Origin of the sequence: Neptuniibacter caesariensis (assembly GCF_000153345.1) — a bacterium.
In the GTDB taxonomy this organism is placed as follows: Bacteria; Pseudomonadota; Gammaproteobacteria; order Pseudomonadales; family Balneatricaceae; genus Neptuniibacter; species Neptuniibacter caesariensis.
Genome location: NZ_CH724125.1, coordinates 1364186 through 1383645 on the forward strand (window position 1 = coordinate 1364186; position 19460 = coordinate 1383645).

At 45.8% G+C, this 19460-nt stretch carries 21 protein-coding genes; 11 read left to right on the forward strand and 10 right to left on the reverse strand.

Annotated elements, in window-relative coordinates:
- The first annotated feature begins 70 nt into the window (after positions 1–70).
- A complete protein-coding gene (locus MED92_RS06425) occupies positions 71–1126 on the forward strand; it encodes a DUF3549 family protein (RefSeq protein ID WP_007020704.1) in 1056 nt (351 codons plus the stop codon).
- Here the strand turns inward: MED92_RS06425 and MED92_RS06430 are convergent.
- Entirely contained in the window at positions 1119–1589 is a 471-nt protein-coding gene (locus MED92_RS06430) for a hypothetical protein (protein WP_007020705.1), read from the reverse strand. The genes MED92_RS06425 and MED92_RS06430 overlap by 8 nt on opposite strands.
- Positions 1590–1839: 250 nt before the next feature.
- Here MED92_RS06430 and MED92_RS06435 point away from each other — a divergent pair, with 250 nt between their 5' ends.
- On the forward strand, positions 1840–4497 hold the full coding sequence (locus tag MED92_RS06435; protein WP_007020706.1) for an EAL domain-containing protein: 2658 nt from the start codon (positions 1840–1842) through the stop codon (positions 4495–4497).
- Here MED92_RS06435 and ybaK read toward each other — a convergent pair.
- The 4 genes from ybaK to MED92_RS18820 form a co-directional block, all read right to left on the reverse strand.
- Positions 4494–4970 carry a Cys-tRNA(Pro) deacylase gene (gene ybaK, locus MED92_RS06440; RefSeq protein ID WP_007020707.1) on the reverse strand — a complete coding sequence of 159 codons (477 nt, stop codon included), beginning with the start codon at positions 4968–4970 and terminating at the stop codon, positions 4494–4496. The two genes, MED92_RS06435 and ybaK, sit on opposite strands and share 4 nt — an antisense overlap.
- Before the next feature lie 67 nt (positions 4971–5037).
- Positions 5038–5592 (reverse strand): hypothetical protein, encoded by a 555-nt coding sequence (locus tag MED92_RS06445; RefSeq protein ID WP_154715146.1) that lies wholly within the window; start codon positions 5590–5592, stop codon positions 5038–5040.
- Between the two features lie 17 nt (positions 5593–5609).
- Positions 5610–6149: a BPSL1445 family SYLF domain-containing lipoprotein gene (locus MED92_RS06450; protein ID WP_007020709.1), complete on the reverse strand. Its 540-nt coding sequence runs from the start codon at positions 6147–6149 to the stop codon at positions 5610–5612.
- A gap of 38 nt (positions 6150–6187) precedes the next feature.
- Entirely contained in the window at positions 6188–6421 is a 234-nt protein-coding gene (locus MED92_RS18820) for a DUF3820 family protein (protein ID WP_007020710.1), read from the reverse strand.
- A 69-nt stretch (positions 6422–6490) separates the two neighbouring features.
- On the opposite strand from MED92_RS18820, the gene MED92_RS06460 reads away from it, so the two are divergent.
- Positions 6491–6733, forward strand: coding sequence for a Rho-binding antiterminator (locus MED92_RS06460; RefSeq protein ID WP_007020711.1), 243 nt, complete (start codon positions 6491–6493; stop codon positions 6731–6733).
- A gap of 16 nt (positions 6734–6749) precedes the next feature.
- Positions 6750–8630 (forward strand): hybrid-cluster NAD(P)-dependent oxidoreductase, encoded by a 1881-nt coding sequence (locus tag MED92_RS06465; RefSeq protein WP_007020712.1) that lies wholly within the window; start codon positions 6750–6752, stop codon positions 8628–8630.
- A gap of 92 nt (positions 8631–8722) precedes the next feature.
- Here MED92_RS06465 and MED92_RS06470 read toward each other — a convergent pair whose 3' ends face one another.
- Both MED92_RS06470 and MED92_RS06475 read right to left on the reverse strand, forming a co-directional pair.
- Positions 8723–9124: a phasin family protein gene (locus MED92_RS06470; protein WP_007020713.1), complete on the reverse strand. Its 402-nt coding sequence runs from the start codon at positions 9122–9124 to the stop codon at positions 8723–8725.
- Positions 9125–9231: 107 nt separating this feature from the next.
- Positions 9232–9681 (reverse strand): YaiI/YqxD family protein, encoded by a 450-nt coding sequence (locus MED92_RS06475; RefSeq protein ID WP_007020714.1) that lies wholly within the window; start codon positions 9679–9681, stop codon positions 9232–9234.
- A gap of 65 nt (positions 9682–9746) precedes the next feature.
- On the opposite strand from MED92_RS06475, the gene MED92_RS18455 reads away from it, so the two are divergent.
- The 4 genes from MED92_RS18455 (at position 9747) to MED92_RS06495 (ending at position 13130) form a co-directional block, all read left to right on the forward strand.
- A complete protein-coding gene (locus tag MED92_RS18455; RefSeq protein WP_007020715.1) occupies positions 9747–10403 on the forward strand; it encodes a putative 2OG-Fe(II) oxygenase in 657 nt (218 codons plus the stop codon).
- Between the two features lie 216 nt (positions 10404–10619).
- Positions 10620–11777: a methyl-accepting chemotaxis protein gene (locus MED92_RS06485; RefSeq protein WP_007020716.1), complete on the forward strand. Its 1158-nt coding sequence runs from the start codon at positions 10620–10622 to the stop codon at positions 11775–11777.
- Complete coding sequence (locus MED92_RS06490; RefSeq protein ID WP_007020717.1) at positions 11774–12532, forward strand: hypothetical protein; 759 nt, start codon at positions 11774–11776, stop codon at positions 12530–12532. The genes MED92_RS06485 and MED92_RS06490 overlap by 4 nt, the downstream gene beginning before the upstream one ends.
- A 94-nt stretch (positions 12533–12626) precedes the next feature.
- On the forward strand, positions 12627–13130 hold the full coding sequence (locus MED92_RS06495; protein WP_007020718.1) for a retropepsin-like aspartic protease family protein: 504 nt from the start codon (positions 12627–12629) through the stop codon (positions 13128–13130).
- A gap of 114 nt (positions 13131–13244) precedes the next feature.
- Here MED92_RS06495 and MED92_RS06500 read toward each other — a convergent pair whose 3' ends face one another.
- From MED92_RS06500 to MED92_RS18460, 3 genes are read right to left on the reverse strand one after another with little or no spacing between them, the layout of a single operon-like run.
- Complete coding sequence (locus tag MED92_RS06500; RefSeq protein WP_007020719.1) at positions 13245–15404, reverse strand: tRNA(Met) cytidine acetyltransferase TmcA; 2160 nt, start codon at positions 15402–15404, stop codon at positions 13245–13247.
- 39 nt (positions 15405–15443) lie between these two features.
- A complete protein-coding gene (locus tag MED92_RS06505) occupies positions 15444–15671 on the reverse strand; it encodes a TfoX/Sxy family DNA transformation protein (protein WP_007020720.1) in 228 nt (75 codons plus the stop codon).
- Positions 15672–15680: 9 nt separating this feature from the next.
- A complete protein-coding gene (locus MED92_RS18460; protein WP_007020721.1) occupies positions 15681–17084 on the reverse strand; it encodes a GGDEF domain-containing protein in 1404 nt (467 codons plus the stop codon).
- 159 nt (positions 17085–17243) lie between these two features.
- Here MED92_RS18460 and MED92_RS06515 point away from each other — a divergent pair, with 159 nt between their 5' ends.
- From MED92_RS06515 to MED92_RS06525, 3 genes are all read left to right on the forward strand, one after another.
- Entirely contained in the window at positions 17244–17726 is a 483-nt protein-coding gene (locus tag MED92_RS06515; RefSeq protein WP_007020722.1) for a LabA-like NYN domain-containing protein, read from the forward strand.
- 255 nt (positions 17727–17981) lie between these two features.
- Positions 17982–19187 (forward strand): acetylornithine/succinylornithine family transaminase, encoded by a 1206-nt coding sequence (locus tag MED92_RS06520; protein ID WP_007020723.1) that lies wholly within the window; start codon positions 17982–17984, stop codon positions 19185–19187.
- A 71-nt stretch (positions 19188–19258) separates the two neighbouring features.
- A complete protein-coding gene (locus MED92_RS06525; protein ID WP_007020724.1) occupies positions 19259–19459 on the forward strand; it encodes a hypothetical protein in 201 nt (66 codons plus the stop codon).
- Position 19460: the final 1 nt, after the last annotated feature.

Sequence of the window (19460 nt, forward strand, 5' to 3'; positions counted from 1 at the left end):
TGATCACAGGTCTTATTGCTCCTTGCCCCTGAACTGTTAGAATTGCGACCTCATTGTAAAGGTAGCAGTCATGTCCGAGTTTTCTTCACTCACTCAAGTACTTCGCCACAGCGGCGGTCAGATTCGTTTTTTTGATATGGGTCGCAGGGTCCAGAAAATCTCTGCTGATCTCTTCGAAAAAATTGAAAATCAACAAACCCCTTATCCGTACCCTTATCTTCAACATGCCTGGTTGGCATTGATGATCTGGAATCCTAAGAACAAGGATCAAGGTGTTGCTTGGTTTTTAAAGCTGCCACTTGATGAGCAAGGTTTTCTGATTCAGGCCGTACGCGATGATCTTTTGGGACGGTTACTGAAAAATGCTGGAGGTATTTTGCAGCATGAAGAAACCGGCGAGATGCCTGAAGACGCACTGAAGGATAACCCCTTCTCCTTTAAACCTGATCAGGAAAAAATGGCACTGTTCCATGCCTATTCAACGCTGGCAGCAAGCCAACCTGCTTCACAATACTATGAGAATGCGCAGCAATACTTTGCTGGCCAGGCAGGTTTCGATAACTGGCAAGCACTTGGATTCCAGGGCATTGCTGATCTTGCAGTTCGCCACGAAAAAGGCAGTAACAGTTCAATCCTGACTAAGGCCATCCCCCTACTACCGGATGTCCCTTTTGAGGTGCTGTGTACCTGTCTGGAAAGTATTGAGCCAGACCATAAGCTATTTGAGGCACTCTGTGTAAGAGCGGAACAAACCCTAACACGGGGCACGGCCAACGCAAATCATATTGCAGCCCTTACCCGCGGGCTTTCCAATGGAAGGCATTCGGATCGCAAACAAGCCATTATTAAAAATATTCTGGAGAGTGACTACGCACTGGAACCTGAAGTGATTGTTTCAATAGCCACGCGTTGCAGCGATAGCCTTCAAGACCCGGCGTTACTCGCCGTCTTTCTTGAGAAACTGGCAATTGGCAAAGCAGGCCAGGCTGGGTTTTCCAGGGTGTTATCCGATCTGATGTTCCTGCCAACTCTGAGGGCGTTGATCCTCATGCAGTTTAGAAATGGTGAGAGGAGCGAAGCCCTCACTCAAGCCATTGGAGAGATGTTTGGCGCCAATTTTAACTAGCCGACATCGCTAAGGTACGTTTGTAGGTCAGCTGGATTATAAGGGCATCGTTACTGGCACGATGCCTTTCTAACTTAAGTTCCTGAATCACCTGATCCTTTACTTCATGCCAGGATTCCATCTGACTTTCATTCAGGATCATCTCTAAAGGGCTGATTCTGAACTGCATTGGCAATCCGGCCCTGTAGAAAAGTTTGATCATCCAGCTTTGATCAACCACCCAACCATCACTGTAAACAGTAAGATTAAATAGCCGCTTATTCAGTTCCGAAGCGACATGCTCTGCAGTCAAACCAAAGCGGATTAGATTCTCTCGCGGGATCTTATGATAGGCCTCAGCCTCTTCACACCAGTGGGTCCACTCGGGTTTAGGCTGGATCAAACTGCAATATCGTTCTCCTTCATCCAGCGCAAGACCTACCTCAATAGGATAACTATCCGGACCAAAGCCAGACGCTTCCAAGTCAATAATATATGGATGAAGAAGTGTAGCGATTTTTATGACCCCGCATTATCGTAGTTATCAATGAGCCCTAAACTGAAAACTACACTAGGCGACTTGTACTGTCTATCAAGCCATTCCATTGCCACTGCTTTAACGACATATCCATTAAATGAATTTAAAACATTCCGAAAATAGATTTAAATCAATCTCATAGAACCCGATAACATGGTTATACTAAAAGCAAAGCCCGAGATGAGAATTACTGGAAATGGAATCATCCAGCTTTATAGGCCTTATTAATAACGTTGCCCTGCTCTTAGCGATGGGCATCGTCTATGATTCTCTGGGCTTACAGAATATACACCAGCGTTTCCTGCGTGAAGGAATAACAGGGATACTCGTCGGTCTGCTTGGTATGGCGGTCATGTTAACGCCATGGGAGCTGATCCCCGGTGTTTTCTTTGACGCACGCTGGGTCCTGATCAGCCTGTGTGGCTTGTATTTTGGTGTCATACCCACTTTGATCGCAGTAGTAATGACGGTCACCCTCAGGCTCTATCAGGGAGGCGCGGGCATCTATGTTGGTTCCGCTGTCATTATCTGTTCGGCTCTCATTGGGTTAGGCTGGCGGGCTTACATTGAGAAACACAATAAAGCCCTTACCTGGTGGCGTCTTTATTTTCTTGGTCTCAGTGTACAAATCACCGTGTTATGTCTGATGTTCTTTATGCCTGAGCATCTTAGATACAAAATTATTGCGGCTATCGCTCCAACCATCCTGATCTTCTACCCTATCGGCACTATGTTGCTCGGTATGATCCTTAGTCGGCAGGAGGAACGCCGTTTAGCTGAGCGAGAACTCCATATCAGTCGACAGATCCTAAATAGAGAACGAGGCCTGTTAAGAGGACTAATTGACGCTTTACCTGATCATATTTTCATTAAAGATAAAGAAGGTAAGTACCTCGGCTGTAACAAAGCATTCCAGAGTTTTACCGGGCATCAAGAGGCAGACCTGATCGGTAAGACAGATCAGGATTTTTCTGAAAGTAACCATGCAATAACCGATAAAAGTGACACGCTTCAGGTCATCAATAACTTACTGCCGATTAACCGCGAAGCCTGGACTCATGAACAAGATGGCTCTCCAATACTATTAGAGTCTCAATTAGCCCCCTTTCTGGATATGGATGGTGAGCCCCAGGGTATCGTAGGCATCAGCCGGGATATTACTGAAAAACGCAAGGCTGAAGAACGTATCCTGACCCTCTCTCAAGCAGTAGAACAAAGCCCTGTGTCAGTAGTGATTACCAATCTTAAAGGGGAGGTTGAGTATGTTAACAGTACCTTTGAAAGCGTTACCGGTTATTCACAAGCAGAAGTACTAGGTAAAGATTCGAGCATTCTTAAGTCAGGTAAAACACCGCCTGGGCGCTATGCCGATATGTGGGCCAAGCTCGTACAAGGGGAATCCTGGCAAGGCGAATTCCAAAATAAAAAGAAAAATGGCGAAATATTCTGGGAACAAGCTCATATCGCTCCGGTGCTTGATGCCGAAGGCGAAGTTCGTCATTTTCTTGCCGTGAAACAGGATGTAACCAAACAGAAGGCCCAGGAAGAAAAGATTCTTCACCAAGCTCATTTCGACGGACTCACCGAACTGCCAAATCGTTTTCTTGCTATGCATCGTTTAGAGACCATGATGCATGAGGCAAAGAGAAACCAACACCAGATCGCTGTTCTCTTCCTTGATATGGATGACTTTAAGAAAGTTAACGATACTCTTGGTCACGATATGGGGGATAAAATACTCGTTGAAGCCGCCAAAAGGTTACAGGGGTCGGTCCGGGATTCAGATACCATTGGTCGTTTAGGCGGCGACGAATTCATCGTTTTGATAAACCACCTTGAAAGGCCTGAACAAGCACTCCCTATTGCACAAAATCTTCTGCAACAGTTCCGCTCCTCCCTTACTATCGATGGTAGAGATATCCTGCTGACAATGAGTATTGGCATCGCCTTATACCCTGGCGACGGCACAACCCCTTCTGAACTGCTGAGAAATGCAGACTCGGCCATGTATCACTCCAAAGCGGCTGGCAGGAATAGCTTTCATTTCTATACGCAGGAGATGAATATCGAGGCAAACCGTCGCCTGCAATTGGAAGAGCAATTGCATAATGCACTGGATAGAAATGAACTTCGTTTGCTATACCAACCTGTTGTCGATCTGAAAACACGTAAAATCGTCGGTGCCGAAGCTCTGCTGAGATGGGATTCAAAAGAACTGGGAGCAATATCTCCAGAGGAATTTATCCCGGTAGCGGAGCATACAGGTCTAATTGTTGAGATAGGAAAGTTCGTTTTGGACGATGCCCTGCGCACCACAAGCAGATGGATAAAAACCTTCATCCCGGATTTCCATATCGCAATCAACCTATCACCACGCCAGTTTCGTGACCCTCATTTGATTGATAATATAGAATCTTTCGTAAATAGTTACGGTCTTGAAGGGCGCAACCTCGAGCTGGAAATTACCGAGGGCGTACTTATGTCACAACATGCCGATGTTGAAGAGGCCATCGCCAAACTGACCCAAAAAGGGATCAGTATATCCATGGATGATTTTGGTACTGGCTATTCATCCTTGAGCTATCTGCGAAGCTACCCTTTTAATATTTTGAAGGTCGACCGTAGTTTTATAAATGATATATCGGTTGATGCAGCCGACCTGGAATTAGTTAATGCATCGATCGATATGGCTCATGGTCTGGGCCTAAAAGTGATTGCAGAGGGGGTTGAGACCGAAGAACAAACAGCCCTTCTCTTAAGAAAGAACTGTGATATGGCACAAGGTTACTACTTCAGTAAGCCCATTCCTGCCGATGAATTAGAAGAGATCCTAAAAAAACAAACATCTCACTAAAACTTGGCGATCTCAGCAATTTTACCTGAGGTAATCTGCAGCAAATCATCTGCATGCATTTCGATCTCCAGCCCCCTCTTACCTGCGCTCATGCATATTGTCGGGTAATTGCTCGCACTGCTGTCCAACAACAACGGTAAACGTTTCTTTTGCCCCAGTGGACTAATTCCGCCGACAACATATCCGGTCGCGCGCTCTGCATCCTGAGGATTAGCCATACTGACTTTCTTCGCCATTAACGCTGACGCCATCGCTTTCAAATCCAACTGGCCTGAAACAGGCACAACGCCCACCGCAAGCTTCTTATTATCACCATTAATGGCGACCAGCAGCGTCTTGAAGACACGATAAGGATCTTGCCCTAAGGCATCAGCCGCTTCTTCGCCGTAAGAAGCAGCATTGGGATCATGGTCATATTCGTGAACCTTGAATTCAACCTTAGCTTTTTTTGCGGCATTAATTGCTGGAGTCATATTTGTCTCTTGCAAGAATTAAAAAAGCCGGCACTACGCCGGCTCAGTAGAGGATACTATTTTAATCTTAACTACCACCGCGTCCAGTTAGAATATCGGCGATATCAATAATATCGACAACGGTTCCTTCCCCTTTGCCCACGCGAATAATCTTATCTTTAAGCTTGATGATCTCGGTGGCCTGATCGCTACCCGGTAAACGTGAAAGAAGATCGTCAGGAATTGACTCAGCCTGACTACGAAGATCACTATCTAGCACTTCACCTCGAGCAACCTTTTTCTGCCAACCCGGAGGTAGTTCCCCCCCGCGTTCCAGCTTTTTCCTAAGCCCCTGAGGTAACTCTTTCTTTTTACCTTTGTGTTTGCCCGTCCCTGACGCTACCTTTTCATTATAATAATCACGAATTGTTTCTGTTTCTTCTGATGAGAATATATCGTCAAGAATCTCCTCGGTGTCACTCACGATACTTTCTTCTTCCTGCTTTTCCTTGTGATTTTTTTCAGCTCTCTGTTCCGACTTTTCAGCATGCTTACCACCCTTATTACCTGCCCATTCGGGCTTTGCGGCCCATGAAGAAACAGGCAGTAAAACCGCTACCATCAATACCATCAAACGTTTCATAAGCATTATTTCACCTTCTATTTCCGTGTAATTTTAGAGCCTTCAAGCGATAGGTTATACATCAAACCTTTATTTGAAAAAATAAAGCCAATAATCGGATCCTTAATCGTACTGGTATCGATTTCGCCACCAGCACCTAAGGTCACTACGGCAACACTTCCGTCCACCCCTGCTTCCCAACCATCACTTTGTTTAAACTGACGAAGCGCTTTATCCGTCATGAACAGAATAATCTCAGTTTTAACCTGAGCCCCCAGTTGAAAGCCGATTGAAGCGGCAGCAATGGAGTAATAACCAGTGGTTCTGCCGTTTTCTACCAGCTTACCTTCTCCATATTCCCCGCCTATGCCGAACCCCGCTTTATAAACTTCAGGAAAGATCAGAGCCCCTTTCGCCTGTTGAAACAGCTGCTTACCCGCAGAAGAGTGTCTATAAAACTCTTTTAGCGCCTGCTTTGATTTAGCATTTATCTCAGCATTTGAAGCCGCAATAGCTGGGGAAGCGATTCCCAAAAGGAAAAAAACAGAGAATACAATTGATAGTATTGATCTAAACATGAACTTACCCTTAAACGTTGAGCTCATGTTTTAGTGTATTAGATATCCGCGCGATTTCTATTTCTAAGGGGCTGTAAAACAGATTCAACACCATTGATACGAATGTCTAGCATCAGTTGCAAAAGGAAACCCAGCTCCCCTTGTGGAAAGCCCTTTTTTGCAAACCAAAGCAGGTACTCTTCGGGCAGATCCAGCAGGACACGTCCCTGATATTTGCCAAATGGCATTTTCATGTTTGCCAGCTTAATTAGGTGCTGCTTATCTAGGTCCAAATCGGGCTCCGAACTATCCAATCTCAATTTCAGGCAGTATGCTAAGGAGAAAAATATAAGGCAATAGCCATGGCCAACGAACAGCAATACACACCGATTAATTGTGAAATTCATGACGGCTATGAACTTGCGTGCATGCGTAAAGCAATCCACAACGTTGAATGGATTGATCAAGGCAAAACGCATTCAGAGAAGTTACGTTTCCTTGATCTTGAATACAGTAAAAAAGGTGAGTTTCTAATCGCTGAAAACGAGCAGAAGGAACCACGCAAGATTCGTTTGGATTCCATTTTCAGCCAATTGCCATACTGATCAGAAGGAAGACGATGTGTCAGAGGTAACACTTAGTTCCATCAATGTATTTCCCATCAAATCCCTCGGCGGGCTAAATCTTTCAGACGTCTTTGTTAGCGAGCAGGGACTCTCGTTTGATCGAAGATTTATGCTCAGTAATCCCGATGGCGAGTTACTCTCTGCTCGCCAGATCCCCTCCCTTCTTCAGTATTCAGTTTTACTGCGGGATGACGGGATAGAGGTTATTGCACCCGACGGTGATCATCTGAGTATTAAATACCCGGAACTTTTTCAGAACTATAAACAGGTCACTGTGTGGGGTACGGAGATTAATGCCCAACATTGCGGAATCGGTTTTGATGAATGGTTCACTGAAAAACTGGGGCGGGACTGCCATCTTCTGTTCTTTGGCGAACAATCCGAACGATTTACATCTAGAAGACCTGAAAAACCCGTCGCCTTTGCCGACGGCTATCCTATTCTGGTGATATCGCAGGCTTCACTAGATGACCTAAACAGCCGCTCATCGACGCCTATCACTATGGATCATTTTCGTACCAACTTGGTTGTAGATGGGTGCGAACCTTTTGCTGAAGATAGCTGGAAGCGTATCCGTATCGGTGAGGTAGAGTTTGAAGCAGTCAAACCCTGCTCCCGTTGCGTCATGACGACATTTAACCCTTCTACGGGTGAAAAAATTCCCCAGGGGGAGCCTATTAACACCTTGGCTAAGTATCGTTTAGGTGCTGATAATGAGGTCTACTTTGGGCAAAACCTTATTCCTCTCAACGAGGGAAAGATCAGCACAACAGACCGAGTGGAAGTTTTAGAGACTCAGGCATCTGAAACCTATCCAAACAATGCACCGATCATTCGAAGCAACGACAGCAGCATAGAGGAAAATAGCTGGCAAGCGGGACAGGAAGTGACACTTCAATGTCTACAACGTGTTGATGAGACCCGTGATGTTGTAACCTTCCGTTTTGCTCTACCAAAAGGGTTGCGAGCGGAATACATTGCCGGGCAGTTTATCACCCTAAATCTTATGATTGATGATAGCCCAGTCTCCCGCTGTTATACCCTGTCGTCTTCACCCAGCCGGCCTCAGGATATCGCGATCACAGTTAAAAGAGTAACGGATGGGAAGATATCCAATTGGTTGCACAAAAACCTTCAGCCTGGCGATCAGATACAAGCACTGGCGCCTATAGGCGAATTCAATGAAGCCGTAACGGGAAATGGATCGCTCCTATTGCTCTCTGCTGGTAGCGGTATTACACCGATGCTTTCGGCCGTTAGACAATTAACCGATACCCATAGCGAACGCGATATTGTCTTTTACCATCAGGCCCGAACTGAAGCCGATCTGATATGCGAAGATGAATTGCTATGGCTGACCCGGCAAAACCCTAAACTACGGCTTATCTTCAGCCTCAGCCAGCCCGAACCTGACTGGCTCGGTATTAAAGGCCGAATTAGTCGGGAACAGCTCATTCATCATATACCCGATCTACCCCAGCGCACGGTCATGTGTTGCGGACCGGAAGGCTTTATGTCGCATGCTAAAGACTATTGCCGCCAATTAGGTTTAGCTGAACAACGTTGGTTTGAGGAGAGCTTCGGGGCACCTCCTGGTATTGATCCCACAGCCGATTCACATAGTGTACAAGTGACTTTGAATGGCGACAGTTTTACCGGTGACAATCAACAAACATTACTGGAACAAGCGGAAGAGAATGGTTTTTCCATTCCGGCAGGATGCCGTTCAGGGGTCTGCGGTGCGTGCAAAGTTCAGCTGATTGCCGGTGACGCCCATCGAAGCTCCGAAATTCCTTTGACTGAGGAGGAAAAAGCCAAAGGGATTGTACTCGCTTGCAGTTGCACACCAGAGACGGATGTCGTCATTGAATACTAAACGTATTTAACTGCTGAATTTGGCACAACAGGCACAAAAAAACCGCTACCCAAGGTAGCGGTTTTTTAAATAGGTAGAGAGTAAGTCTGAACTTAAGCTACTTTCATCTCAGCAGCTTTCTTAGCCACTTCTTCAGCCATCTCAGTTGCTTGTTTAGTAGATTCTTCTACAGTTGCAACGTAAGCGTCTTTAGCTACAGTCATTGCAGCAACACCTTTTTCAGCAGCTTCAGTCATTTTAGCTTCAACAGACTTGTAGAACTTAACCTGCAGGTCCATTGCTTCTTTAGGATCTTTGCATTCGCACAGAGTTTTGAACTGCTCAACAGAAGCATTAGCCAGTTCTTCGATGTAAGCTTTCTGCAGAGAAACCAGAGTTTCTACAGTCTTAGTGTTTACTTCAGCCAGATTCTGCATTGGCTTGAACAGCGCTTCGATCTCTTTAGACATTTCTGGTTTGAAGAAATCAGCGAAAGGGTTGTTAGCAGCGTACATAGTTTTGTCTCCAAAAGTAATTAATGCTGCGGCGCAGCAATCCATTTACAGCAAAGATAAATCTTGTCTATTTTTTAGTCAAGCACTTTTTTGTGCATTGCACAAAATTATTTTAAGCGCTTGGCCAAAAAGCGATCCAAAGCATTCGCAAATGCCTGCCTGTCAGCCTGGCTAAAGGCTGCCGGACCACCCGTTTCAACACCTGAACTGCGCAACGTTTCCATAAAGTCACGCATCGACAAACGCTGTCGAATATTCTCAGGAGTATAGAGTTCTCCCCTTGGATTGATCGCCACGCCCTGGTTATCAATGACTTCAGATGCCAGAGGAATATCTTGGGTTACGACCAGATCACCAGGCGCCATCTTCTCAACAATATGGTTATCCGCGACATCAAAGCCCTGCGGGACCTGAACAGCATTGATCAGCGGTGATGGCGGCGTACTTAAAAACTGGTTAGCAACCAGGGTTACCGGTACCTGTTTACGATCAGAAGCCCGAAATAAAATCTCTTTGATAACTTTTGGACAAGCGTCCGCATCAACCCAAATGTGCATGTAGATCCTCTATTACATGAAGCATAAAGTGCTATGATGACAAAAATACTGCAACAGGCCCAATTATGAGTGAATTAAAAAGAACCCGTCGCTTACGCAAGTATGAAGCAGATGACAATCTTGGGCGACCCTCTCACTCAAATCCGACCACTGAACTGCACTCCCCTTTCGGGCCACAGATCGCAAAAACGACACTGCCCACGGCTGTTATAGATCGTTTAAACCAGTCCATTGACCCGCATATTGACCAGAATAAGAGTAGTGAAGCACTGCTCTCTGCTGAGGCCGTTTTCAGCGGCTCCCCTTCCCTGGCCTCATTAATTGAGGAACAGATCAGCCATTATGTGAAGGAGGTAGAAGGTAGCGAGGTTGAACATATTGAATTTGAAGTATTCTGGGTGGTTAGCCAGTATGAAGATACCCCAAGCCCGGTCCATTTCCATTCCGGCGATATCTCGGGTGTCTTCTATCTCAAAGAACCGACAAAGATCGACCCGCAGCAATATGAACGTAACTATATCTCGGGACGTAAAGCTGGATTTATCAATTTTATTGAAGGCAATAAACAGCGCTTTTCCAAATCCTTGATCAGTTTCGAACCCAGGGTTGGCGACTTATACGTCTTTCCAGGCTGGTTACTTCATGGCGCTGAACCCTTTATTGGCGAAGGTGAAAGACGTTCAGTCGCATTTAACGCTAATATCAGGATCAAACCGGATTAAATAACACCCGGCAGGGTTTATGCCGTGCAACTTAATGGAACCCACCCGCACCAAAACAATGCACCCAGCCACCAATCCATACCCTCATTTGTGCCCAACTACTTTGCACAATCAGTCACAAATTGCCCATAAAATGGGCGCTTAAGTTCTCTTTATCTTAAATTGGCTCAAGTTTTGCTCAAAGGTTGTCAGGAGAGCAAGTTTAAGGAGCCAGCCATGCTGTTTCTATCATTGGGTTACACACTGCTGAGCAGAGCATCACTTCTGCTTTCAGGAATCACTTTACTGTTGATCTGGATTGCTTTGTTTGCAGCCACTTATGCAGATCTTCCTCATGCGTATTGGCTGCTTTTACCCTTAGTCTATCTGCAAATCTGTTTTATCTTTCTTTGCCAACAGCGCTGGCAGCACCTTTCGCAGATTATTGCAGCCTTTGCCGATCAGGATCACCAATTCCGCAGCCGATATAACAGTGCTGACAAACCCTTATGTGATCTGAGCCAGCACCTGTACTCAATTTCACGTGATTATCAGGAGCTAAACTCCCTTTCAGATCAGTTATGCAGTGAGATGCGCTATTCAACTCACGAGTTAGAGAATCTAGCGACCCATACAGCCCATGCGGCTTCCGAACAGCAGAACCAATTACTAACAATCGCCAGCGCTTCTGAAGAGATGAGCCAGACGGTTCAGATAATCCGCGGTCACGTGCAGAATACTTACGACAATGCACATACCTCCCAAGAGATTTGCCAGCAAGGCAGCAGTGAAGCTGCTGAACTGAGTTACTCATTAAACGGGGTTTCAGAGCAGTTCAGCCAGACCTGCCACAAGATTTCAGAACTTTCAGAAGAAGCTCAGGCGATTCAAAATTTTGTCAGCACTATCGAAGAGGTGGCTGCACAAACCAATTTACTTGCCCTGAATGCCGCTATTGAAGCCGCCAGAGCTGGAGAAGCAGGGCGCGGGTTTGCAGTCGTTGCTGACGAGGTACGCCAGCTAGCGGGAAATACCGAACGTGCAACAGCTGATATCACACAACTGGTTGAATCTATGCAGAACCGGGTGCATGAAGTCACAAAAAGCATGCAGCAATGCGATGAAGTACTGCAACTGGGCTCAACTACCTGCAATAAAATGCAGGGACTTTTACAGAACATAGAATCCGGAAGCGATACCAGCCTGAAACTGATTGGTGAAGTGAATCTCTCAATTGATGAACATGCCCACGCTAGCAACGAGTTGAGTGAAAAACTTACTCAGATAGGCGATCTGCTTGAGCAGCATAGTCAACAAGCGGGTTCATTAACTGAGTTAACCGGCTACCTGGAAAAATTAGCAGAGAAGGCATCCTCTAAGGAGGCTGTAGCATGATTGAGACTATTATTTTCATCGGCTTAATCGCGCTAATCATCAGCGCAAACCTTTACAATAAATTTAGACTTCAGCGTAAAAACCATGCCAAGCTGCAAAAAGGGATCTACCAACTCTCTTTATTACTTAGTCTGATTCAGAACCTTCAGCGGCATCGCGGAGTTTGTGCAAACCTGGACCCGAACAACCGCCAACAGCAACAGCGCCTTAGCGCTGAAATTAACTCAATTTGGGATAGTCTGATTTCACCCGAATACGATGGTAACCAAACACGTTTACATATTCAGAAGCGAAACTGGGAAGCACTGGCAGCACAACCGGAAAATAGCTTTATGCCGCATTGTCAGCTGATTGAGATGCTACTCAATGAATTAAATGTGATTGCGGATACTTGTTCACTCACGTCAACCCAAACCAACATTAACCATTCTGAACTGTGGCAAAACCTTCTCGAACGTCCTATGTTTGCGGAGTCACTAGGTAAACTCAGGGCACTGGGGAATAAAGCGGCTTCTCTGGGCTACTGCCCTGCCGATATCCGGGTGCAACTGCATTATCAGTTACAGTGTCTGGCAAATAACTCTATGGACAGCACAACGTGCATAGAGATTAAATCTCTCATTGAAAAAGAGATACTTGAGCCGGAAAAAATTCATATAGAACCCCGGGTATATTTCCAGCGAATGACTCAAGCGATTGACGCCCAGATTCAAATCACTCTGGAACATCTAAACGAATTGAAGCAGGTGAATTAAGCTTCTACTAGATTACTAATCCTCCTACAATTGCAGAAGCTCTGAAGAAAACCTGATTATTTTCAGAGCCTTTTGTAGTGCAGGAGCGTGATCTATGGAAAGTGATAAAACCCCTCAACAAATCGGCAAAGGGATGTGGCTAGCCGCATGGCTGATCCTAATGGGCATTTTATTTGTTTATTTTGAGGATCTGATTCAGGAAAAATATGACCCGAATCACGCCCTGTCATCAGACGACTCTGGGGAAGTTATCCTCAAACGTAACCGGCAAGGGCATTACGTAGCGCCCGGTTTAATCAATGGCAAGCCGGTCGTGTTCCTACTGGACACCGGAGCAACAACCATTAGTGTACCTAAAAAAGTCGCTGACAATATCGGCCTTATTGGGGGTTATAAACAACAAGTAGGTACGGCTAATGGCATGATTGAGGTTTTTCAAACGCGTTTGGATTCCGTTAGCTTAGGAGGAATTACCCTTAATGATATTCAGGGGCATATCAATCCACATATGGATAGCAATACCGTGCTTCTAGGTATGAGTTTCATGCGTAACCTGGAGATCATTCAGAAAGGGAATACGCTAACGTTACGACGTTAGGAAACTTCGACGTACAATCTATATCCCTGTAATCGTTGCCTTAATCTTGAACCGCTCTGAAAGCCTTTATCCAAAGGGCATAGAAAAGTCGTTCAGGACTTGTTCGCAGGTTCCTTAGTAATCTTGATAGAGCTCTAGCAATAAAGATAAAGCGCTACGCAACTGTCTTATCAAGCCCTTGCGACCTAAGCCCTCTTGCCCTAGTTCTTGCCAACCATACTGCTGAAACGATTTTCTCAGCAGTAGAATCACCTCTTCATCCTGGAGAAGATGATCTAATTGAATAGCATCGACAACAGAGAGAAAGGAGCTGAGGAATTTGTTGATGCTCAGTGAACAGCTTTCGTAACTGCGATTGTGCTGTGTAAAGGCGATCAGATCGGCATACTCATGTTCAGTTAATTCGTACCTGTTAGCCCCTTTGCTTAACAAGTTACAAACCACTGCTATATCCAGCGAATTCAGGTCATCCCCAAGCCGATAATGAAACTGCTCCGTAAACCTTGCCTTTAACTGCACAGCTAACTGCACGGCCTCAGCTGAAATAGGCTGCATCACTAAGGCTGCATAACTCCCACTTACACTGTCTTGAGAAGAGCCCAGGCGAAGCGTTTGCCAATTGTTTTGTTGCCAGAATTTAACCAGAGCAGCGTTTACTGCAAAACTGGACCCTATATAGTCCCAGCCTTGCTCTCTTGAATAAGCTTCAACACTCTGTAGCAACTGAGAACCCAGCCCTTTACCATGGAGATGAGGATGCACTGCGATACGGATTACCCGGCCCGCCTTTAGGGGTGCGGCATTTTTTACCCCCTCCTGAGCAACCAGCGTTTGTGGCAACAAATGCCCTCTCGGCCTGCGCTTTCCTGACCAGATATCATCGACTAATTCTGCGTCCAATGGCCCTTCCTCAGAAACCATGACAGCCCCTGCAACCTGCCCATTGATACGAAGAATCCAGATATGCAGCCCAGGACTATCTAGTAAGATTCTGAGGTCACCCGGAGAGGTACGATAATGCGCTAAGACCAATAAACCGAACAGCTGATTCAGGGTCTCATAATCCTCAGATAACTGATCTCTATCAAGTTTTACAATTTCCGGAGAATAGTGATCACTGTCTCCTTTCAGCGCTTCAATACTGGCAGCCTGGGCATTCAGCAATAGCACGTCAAAAACCAGCGTTTCAAGAGGATCGTTTTCTTTCCAGCGAATAGGCTGCTTGAGATGGATCGATTTCCAGTTCGGTGTTATTTCCTGGAGAATCTGCCTAAACCGTATCGCAAATCCCTGACCATTGCCCTCATAGCCATGTATTGTCGATGCAAAAGCAACCCGCGGAAAATTCTCTAAACACTTCCTCAAAATAGGTACGGGTATCGCTGCGGCTTCATCTACAAACAGGACCTTGCCCTCACCTGTTTCAAGACAAGCAAGTTCGGGCTCAACAAACCGAATATGATGGTCGCCTTTACTCAATCGTCCTGGGCTATATTCGTAATCGGGAAGAAGTTGATGAGCCATTAAAAATGCTTCTTCTGCTGAATCGTATTCAGGCGCAGTCACCAGAATATCGGTAAAATCCAGACCAGAAAGCTGCGCTGCCGCTATACCCAGTGCAACCGATTTTCCGCGCCCTCTGTCCGCGGTGATCACAACAGGGCGACGTCCCCTTCTAAATTGACTGAGAATTAACTCAACACTAAGTTGCTGATCTTTTGTTTTATGCGGAGAAACAACTTCTTCATCAACAAGGTCGGTTCTATCTGACTGCTCCGGAAGCTCAATCTCTACACCGGAAAGCTCCTCTTTTTCACGATAGAGTACGGTATAAGCATCGTCCTCTAACAACAAACAGAGACGATTGATAAAGCGTCGGCCCGCGGCCGACGAGGGTAAAGGATGCGGAACTAAACTGCGATATTCTGGATCATCAAAGTGTCCCCATTCATCGAGTTCGGGGCACAATAGTATAAAGACTCCACCGCCTTGAAGAAGCCCGGCAGCCTGCCCAAAACTATCCGGATTGAAACCACTCCAGGCATCAAAAATAAGATGCTCTACAGTCTGGCCCAGCAAACGATGTACTTGTCGAGAACCGACACTTTTAGCAGGGCCCGAGTAGTCATTTCCTACCCAAATTACCCCTTGGATACTCTCTAACTGTTTGACCTGTTGATGGCACCAGTCCCGACTGCCACTCACAACGAGCAGTCTGCGATGGAAATGCGCAAGCGCATCTTTTGCTAAACGATCAAACAGAGAGCTGAGCATAGAACATTCTGCCCTGTAAATGACAATAGGCTTGTCGGTTTATAGTAGCTGCTTCAGCTCTGCCTTACACTCAGGCGACAAGTCTCTGCAATCTATCTCTTGCAGTGCTCCTTCAAGCGCCCATAACAGATTTAAGCTAACCTTTTTTCCTTTGACCGCACATACCATCCGATAGGTGCCTATGACACCCACCTGTTTTAGATCAGCCAGGTCGTAAACATCAACTTCAGCGAGCCAACGACGACTTACCGGGCCTATATTTCGCACAACTAGGCACTAAACAGAATAAGTCGCAGAAGGCTCGAGCGTAGACTCAGCATAAGCCTGATACTGGTCACCACCTGCTTCCACAGCGTTGTTTAGCTGTCGATCAGCCTGATCAAGCAGCGTATCAGGTGTGAGCATTCGGGAAGGCTGTAAGGTCGCAACCCCAATACTCAGCGTGACATAGTCAATATCATCAACACCCTCATGCGGAATTTTCCGTTGGTGCATGATCTCATTGCAACGCTGAGCGAGCTGCACGACCTGTTCATTTGTTGAGGGAAGGATCAAGCCAAACAGGCAACCATCTAATCTTGCAATAATATCCCCAGGCCTACCCACAGCTGAGCGAAGCGATTCAGACACCTGCTGAAGTAAGATATCAGCAGCCTGTACACCATAGCGTTCAGAATATTGCTCGTAATGGTCAACGCGGATCAGCATTAAGGTCAGCGGCGAAAATTCACGTACTGCCCGACGACATTCCACATCCAGTGTTTCATCAAAGTGGATACGATTGACCAGCCCTGTTAAAGGATCGTGCCAAGCGGTGTCCACCAGCTGTTCTGACATAACCGTTTGTTGTTCACTTAGATTATGTAAGTGATTTCTCACGCGCTTCAAATAGGAAGCAATTAGAAATGAAAGGAGTAATCCGGTAAGCAGGAACATTGCCGGGGTCCAGCTCATCGCTGAATCAAGACGATTACCTGATGCAACTAAGCGTATATTCCAGTCAGTCGCCAAAGGAAGACGCAGTGCCTTAACATACTCTGCCTCGCTCAACTCATCTGCAGAACCAATAGGCATTAATACCTCAGTACCCGCCAACAAAGCGCCACTCACACCGTTGAGTTCTTCGTCATTTATCGAGGTTTTCAGCAGTGTATTCAGATCCATGACCAAAGAGATTTGGCCACCTTGAACTAACTGTTGAGAAGCGACCGCCAGGGCACTACCTTCATGCTCAAACCCATTAAGTGACGGCTGTTCATTTGGGCCTAATCGCTGAAAGTAATCGGAAATAAAACGACTTTGTAATAACGAATCCTGTTTCAATGCAGAGACCTGAATAGCCCCTTCACCCGAAATAAATGCACCTTGCAATGAATCTCGGCGTTGAATAAAAGCGGCAAGGTTTTCTTCAACGACATTATCAAGTGATTCGTTTTCGACACCCAACGCGATCTGCAAACGGTCCAGGGCATACAATTCAGTTGTTATCTGCTGCTGAAAAGCAGCGGCTAACTGAGTCATCTCCATCTTAAACTGTTGCACAGAAGCATCTCGTTCCTGCTTAAGCATGAAGATAAAAATCAATAGTGAGAACAGAGTGCCACACAGGGCAAACATGACCGCTATATCGATCCGTTTTCCCTTAGGACCTTTGGCAACAGAAACCTCTGCTTCAGACATCAAAAAGCTCCGAATAATCAAACATTAAGGCTGAGTAAAACCTTTTTTCACTTCTCATGCAACGATAGTGCACTCCAGTAGAGTTTTCCAGCCTTTGCGCGTCTATTTACCGCCAATCTGATATAGTTTTCCTTTTTTGCGCTACCCCATAGGTTTATTGTGACCAAAATCGCCATTTTTGTTGATGTCCAGAATATCTACTACACCACAAGGCAAGCGTTCGGCGGATCCTTCAACTACAGAAAGTTCTGGCAGGCGATCTCAACACAAGGGGAGATTGTGGAAGCCAATGCATATGCTATTGAACGAGCGGATGACGGCCAGAAAAAATTCCAGGATGCCCTTCGTCACATCGGATTTAACGTTAAATTAAAACCTTTTATCCAGCGTAAGGATGGCACAGCAAAAGGGGACTGGGATGTGGGCATTACCATAGACGTTTTAGAACAGGCTGCACATGTGGATAAAGTCATCCTTTTATCTGGAGATGGGGACTTTGATCTGTTACTTAAAAAGATCCGCAGTACTTACAAGGTAACAACCGAAGTCTATTCAATCGAAGCACTGACTGCGAAGTCGTTGATCTCTGCAACAGATCATTACCATTCAATTCTTCCCGCAGATCTGATCATTAATAAGTAACTTGGGAAAAACACCCGGTAATCATTTGTGCAACTTGACGCCAGATAAAAAATGCTGAGATACTCCCAATCGTTATGAAAACAACTCCACAGCAAGGCCTGATGATTTTGAAAAATACGCTGCGACGTCGCGTATCGATCTCCTGCGCCTTGAGGAAAGTTGAATCGATATGTTAATTGCATAACCAATCACTATTTCTGAAAAGCCGCAGGTTAATCGCCTGCGGTTTTTTTTTGCCTAAAGGAAATTTGAGAAATGAATAAATCACTATTATCAGTGGCAGAACCACCGATCGAAAACCAGACTCAGCATCTTATGCCAATCACTCAAAGGCCGGATGTTGTCTTCACCAAAGGAAAGGGGCACTACCTGTTCGACGCTTCAGGTACCGCTTATCTGGATATGATGCAAGGATGGGCAGTTAATACCCTCGGCCACTCCCCCAATTTTTTGAAACATGCCCTATTGAACCAGGCTGAGCAGCTAATCAATCCTGGACCGGCATTTTACAACAAGCCAATGATCGAGCTGTCGAACACGCTTTGTTCCGCATCGGTATTTGATCATGTATTTTTCGCTAACAGCGGTGCTGAAGCGAATGAAGGAGCGATTAAGTTAGCCCGGAAGTGGGGACAGCTTAACAAACAAGGCGCCTTTGAGATTATTACGTTTAAAAATAGCTTTCACGGCAGAACCCTTGCGACAATGTCCGCCACTGGAAAGGCAAGCTTTGCCCCCTTATTTGAACCAAAAATCAGCGGTTTCAAGAAAGTACCCTTTAATGATCCACAAGCACTAATCAACGCTATTTCGTCGAACACTACAGCGATTATGCTTGAGCTTGTACAAGGTGAAGCCGGTGTCATCCCTGCCGAATACGATTTTGTCAAAAAGTTGGAAACCCAGTGCAAGCAACACAATTTGTTATTGATCGTCGACGAAGTACAAACCGGGGTGGGTCGGACAGGGAAGCTATTTGCTTATCAACATTATGGAATCTCCCCAGACATTCTAACCCTGGGCAAAGGGCTTGGTGGTGGGGTACCAATATCTGCCCTGCTGGCTAAACAAGCTGTTAGCTGTTTTGCTCCTGGGGATCAGGGCGGTACTTTTAATGGCAACCCTCTCATGTGTGCTTCGGCTTTGGCTGTACTGGAAGCGTTAGAGGCCGAGAATATTTTGAGTAACGTTAATAAGATGAGCGAATTATTGCAAACCGAGTTCTTTGAGTTGAGCCAGAAATACGGATTAGGCCAGATCAGAGGTCAGGGGTTGTTACTGGCGATAGATACCGGGGCCTATGATGCCCATCAAATTGCAGCAAGCGCATTCAGAAAACAGCTACTGATCAATGCTCCAAGAAGTAACTGTATAAGACTAATGCCCGCCCTGAATATCGGTCCCGAAGAGATCTACAAAGCGATGTCGGTACTCGAGGATTGTCTAAGTGAGCTAAGCTAGGTGTAAATTATTGGAACCTTTCGCAAAAACACCGTACTAAGAATGCAAAGCTAATTATGTGAGGAAATAAAATGGCTGAACCAAAGTGCCCTGAATGCCAGATTGAAGGAATAAAACATATCGTTTCTAAAGACAGCGAAGAACGTGCTCGCGATAATCACGCGTGGTTTCAGGTAGCTTACTGCGATGGCTGTGGACATATCTATGGCGTATTCGCTAAACACACCATTCCAGCTGGAAAGAAAGGTCCTCAGTTAGTGCTAAACCGATGAG

Bases quoted from the DNA above. Each gene is read 5' to 3' on its own strand.
- MED92_RS06425 (WP_007020704.1), top strand. From the start codon at position 71: ATGTCCGAGTTTTCTTCACTCACTCAAGTACTTCGCCACAGCGGCGGT.
- MED92_RS06435 (WP_007020706.1), top strand. From the start codon at position 1,840: ATGGAATCATCCAGCTTTATAGGCCTTATTAATAACGTTGCCCTGCTC.
- ybaK (WP_007020707.1), bottom strand. From the start codon at position 4,970: ATGACTCCAGCAATTAATGCCGCAAAAAAAGCTAAGGTTGAATTCAAG.
- MED92_RS06445 (WP_154715146.1), bottom strand. From the start codon at position 5,592: ATGAAACGTTTGATGGTATTGATGGTAGCGGTTTTACTGCCTGTTTCT.
- MED92_RS06450 (WP_007020709.1), bottom strand. From the start codon at position 6,149: ATGTTTAGATCAATACTATCAATTGTATTCTCTGTTTTTTTCCTTTTG.
- MED92_RS06460 (WP_007020711.1), top strand. From the start codon at position 6,491: ATGGCCAACGAACAGCAATACACACCGATTAATTGTGAAATTCATGAC.
- MED92_RS06470 (WP_007020713.1), bottom strand. From the start codon at position 9,124: ATGTACGCTGCTAACAACCCTTTCGCTGATTTCTTCAAACCAGAAATG.
- MED92_RS06475 (WP_007020714.1), bottom strand. From the start codon at position 9,681: ATGCACATTTGGGTTGATGCGGACGCTTGTCCAAAAGTTATCAAAGAG.
- MED92_RS18455 (WP_007020715.1), top strand. From the start codon at position 9,747: ATGAGTGAATTAAAAAGAACCCGTCGCTTACGCAAGTATGAAGCAGAT.
- MED92_RS06485 (WP_007020716.1), top strand. From the start codon at position 10,620: ATGCTGTTTCTATCATTGGGTTACACACTGCTGAGCAGAGCATCACTT.
- MED92_RS06490 (WP_007020717.1), top strand. From the start codon at position 11,774: ATGATTGAGACTATTATTTTCATCGGCTTAATCGCGCTAATCATCAGC.
- MED92_RS06495 (WP_007020718.1), top strand. From the start codon at position 12,627: ATGGAAAGTGATAAAACCCCTCAACAAATCGGCAAAGGGATGTGGCTA.
- MED92_RS06500 (WP_007020719.1), bottom strand. From the start codon at position 15,404: ATGCTCAGCTCTCTGTTTGATCGTTTAGCAAAAGATGCGCTTGCGCAT.
- MED92_RS18460 (WP_007020721.1), bottom strand. From the start codon at position 17,084: ATGTCTGAAGCAGAGGTTTCTGTTGCCAAAGGTCCTAAGGGAAAACGG.
- MED92_RS06520 (WP_007020723.1), top strand. From the start codon at position 17,982: ATGAATAAATCACTATTATCAGTGGCAGAACCACCGATCGAAAACCAG.
- MED92_RS06525 (WP_007020724.1), top strand. From the start codon at position 19,259: ATGGCTGAACCAAAGTGCCCTGAATGCCAGATTGAAGGAATAAAACAT.